Below are 3,034 nucleotides of genomic sequence, written 5' to 3' on the forward strand. Positions count from 1 at the left end.
CCGCATGGTCTCGACCGTCATCCCCGTCCCGCCGTTCGACCTGGTGATCTTCGGGGCGACCGGCGACCTCGCGCACCGCAAGATCCTGCCGAGCCTCTTCCGCCGCATGGCGGCGCACCAGGTTCCCGCCGGCTCGCGGGTGATCGGGGCGGCGCGCTCGAAGATGAGCCGCGCCGATTTCCGCAAGGCGGCCGGCGAGGCGCTGACCCGGTACGTCGAGGCGAAGCTGCTCGCCCCCGCGCTGGTCGAGCGGTTCCTCGGGATGATCGACTATGTCTCGATCGACGCCGCCGGCGAGGGGGGCTGGGGGCCGCTCGCCAAGAAGCTCGACGAGAAGCCGGACAGCGTGCGGGCCTTCTACCTCTCGGTCGCGCCGCAGCTCTTCACGCCGATCGCCCACCGGCTGGCGCAGGCCGGGATCGCGACGCCGGAGAGCCGGATCGTGGTGGAGAAGCCGCTCGGCCACGACCTCGCCTCGGCGCGGGCGCTGAACGCCGAGCTGGCGCAGCATTTCGACGAGCACCAGATCTACCGGATCGACCATTACCTCGGGAAGGAGACGGTGCAGAACCTGATGGCGATCCGCTTCGCAAACGCGCTCTTCGAGCCGCTGTGGAACTCGCACTATGTCGAGCAGGTGCAGATCACGGTGGCGGAGTCGATCGGGGTGGAGGGGCGCGGGGCCTATTACGACAAGGCGGGCGCCATGCGGGACATGGTGCAGAACCACATGATGCAGCTGCTCTGCCTGACGGCGATGGAGCCGCCGTCGAAGTTCGAGCCCGACGCGGTGCGCGACGAGAAGCTGAAGGTGATCCGCGCGCTCGACCCGTTGAAGATGAGCGACACGGTGCGCGGGCAGTACCGGGCGAACGGCAAGGACGGGAGCTATCTCGACCATGTCGGCAACCCGGCGAGCCGGACGGAGAGCTTCGTCGCCTTCCGGGCGCATATCGCCAACTGGCGCTGGTCGGGGACGCCCTTCTACCTGCGCACGGGCAAGAAGCTGTCGGCGCGGCTCTCGGAGATCTGCGTGGTCTTCAAGCATCCGCCGCACACGATCTTTCCGCAGGTCGACACGCTCCGGGGCAATGCGCTCATCATCCGGCTGCAGCCGAACGAGGGGATCACGCTCCGCGTTGCGATCAAGGACCCGGGGCCGGGCGGGATGCGGCTGGTCGAAGTGCCGCTCGACATGACCTTCGCCAGCACGCTCGGGCCGGACGGGGAGATGCCCGAGGCCTACGAGCGGCTGATCATGGACGTGATCCGCGGCAACCAGACGCTCTTCATGCGCGGCGACGAGGTGGAGGCGGCCTGGGAGTGGACCGACCCGATCATCCAGGCCTGGGAGGACTCGGGCTCGCGGCCGCTGCCTTACGACCCGGGCGGCGCCGGGCCGATCGACGCCTACAAGCTGACCGGCAGCGACGGGCATCTCTGGCGGGAGATCGCGGCGTGAGGGGCCGGTACGGGGCGCGGCTCCAGGGCGTCGAGGGCAGCGCCCGACCCGGCGGGCGAGCGCTGCCCGAGGCAGGGGCCCCGGGCGGGGCAGGCGGGGAGGGCGCGACTCCTCCTCGCCGGTCGGGCGGGGGGCGAGGTCGCGTCATGATCGAGGTGGCGCGGCAGGCCTATCCCGACCGGGACACGCTGATGCGGGATCTGGCGGAGCTGGTGGCGGACCAGCTCAGGGCGGCGCATGCCGGCAAGGGGCATGCGACGCTGGCGGTGCCGGGCGGCACGACGCCGGGGCCGTTCCTCGCGGCGCTGTCGGAGGCCGATCTCGCCTGGAAGGACATAAGGGTGCTGCCGACCGACGAGCGGATGGTGTCGGAGCTCAGCCCGCGGTCGAACGCGCGCCTGATCCGCGAGACGCTGCTGACCGGCCGGGCGGCGGAGGCCGAGTTCGTCGACGTCTACGAACCGCTGCTCGGCGCCCGGCCGAAGCGGGTTGCGGCGGTGCTGCCCATCGACGTCGCCGTGCTCGGGATGGGGGCGGACATGCATACCGCCTCGCTCTTCCCGGGCGCGCCGGAGCTGGCGGCGGCCCTGGCCGAGGATGCGCCGGAGCTGGTCGAGATCACCCCGCCGGGCCAGCCCGAGGCGCGGCTGACGCTGCCGGCGCGGGTGCTGCGGGCGGCGGGCGTCATCCACATCCTCATCACCGGCGCCGACAAGCTCGCCGCGCTGGAGCGGGCGCTGGAGGAGGGGCCGGTCGAGGCGGCGCCGGTCAGGGCCGTCCTGACCGCGCCGGCGCCGGTCACGGTCCATTATGCCGAGTAAGGGGAGGTAGCCATGCCGCTCGACGCCACCGTCGCCCGCGTCACCGAGAGGATCGTCGAACGCTCGAAACCGATGCGGCGGCTCTATCTCTCGCGCATGGCGCAGGCGCGGGAGGAGGGGCCGCGGCGGGCGCATCTCTCCTGCGGCAACCAGGCGCATGCCTATGCCGCGATGCCGGCCGGCGACAAGGCGGCGCTGGTGCGGGAGGGCGCGGGCAACCTCGGGATCGTCACCGCCTACAACGACGTCCTCTCGGCGCACCAGCCGTTCGAGACCTATCCCGCGCTCATCCGCCGCGCCGCGCGCGAGGTGGGCGGGACGGCGCAGGTCGCGGGCGGGGTGCCGGCGATGTGCGACGGGGTGACGCAAGGGCAGGCGGGGATGGAGCTCTCGCTCTTCTCGCGCGACGTGATCGCGATGGCGGCGGGGATCGCGCTCAGCCACAACGTCTTCGACGCGACGGTCTATCTCGGGGTGTGCGACAAGATCGTGCCGGGGCTGGTCATCGCGGCGGCGAGCTTCGGGCATCTGCCGGCGGTCTTCCTGCCGGCCGGGCCGATGCCGAGCGGGATCCCGAACGACGAGAAGGCGAAGGTGCGCCAGCAGTTCGCCGCCGGCGAGGTGGGGCGGGACAAGCTGATGCAGGCGGAGATGGCCTCCTATCACGCGCCGGGGACCTGCACCTTCTACGGGACGGCGAACACCAACCAGATGCTGATGGAGTTCATGGGGCTGCACCTGCCGGGGTCGA

At 71.6% G+C, this 3,034-nt stretch carries 3 protein-coding genes; all 3 read left to right on the forward strand.

Annotated features, from left to right (window positions below; translation table 11 throughout):
* Positions 1 to 4 precede the first annotated feature (4 nt).
* A complete protein-coding gene (gene zwf / locus Q0112_RS12895; protein WP_297975922.1) occupies positions 5 to 1,462 on the forward strand; it encodes a glucose-6-phosphate dehydrogenase in 1,458 nt (485 codons plus the stop codon).
* Positions 1,463 to 1,608: 146 nt separating this feature from the next.
* Complete coding sequence (gene pgl / locus Q0112_RS12900; protein ID WP_297975918.1) at positions 1,609 to 2,283, forward strand: 6-phosphogluconolactonase; 675 nt, start codon at positions 1,609 to 1,611, stop codon at positions 2,281 to 2,283.
* A 12-nt stretch (positions 2,284 to 2,295) separates the two neighbouring features.
* A partial coding sequence (locus tag Q0112_RS12905; protein WP_297975920.1) for a dihydroxy-acid dehydratase occupies positions 2,296 to 3,034 on the forward strand: 739 nt, incomplete at its 3' end.

The sequence above is a fragment of the uncultured Amaricoccus sp. genome (assembly GCF_937858865.1).
Classification (GTDB): Bacteria; Pseudomonadota; Alphaproteobacteria; order Rhodobacterales; family Rhodobacteraceae; genus Amaricoccus.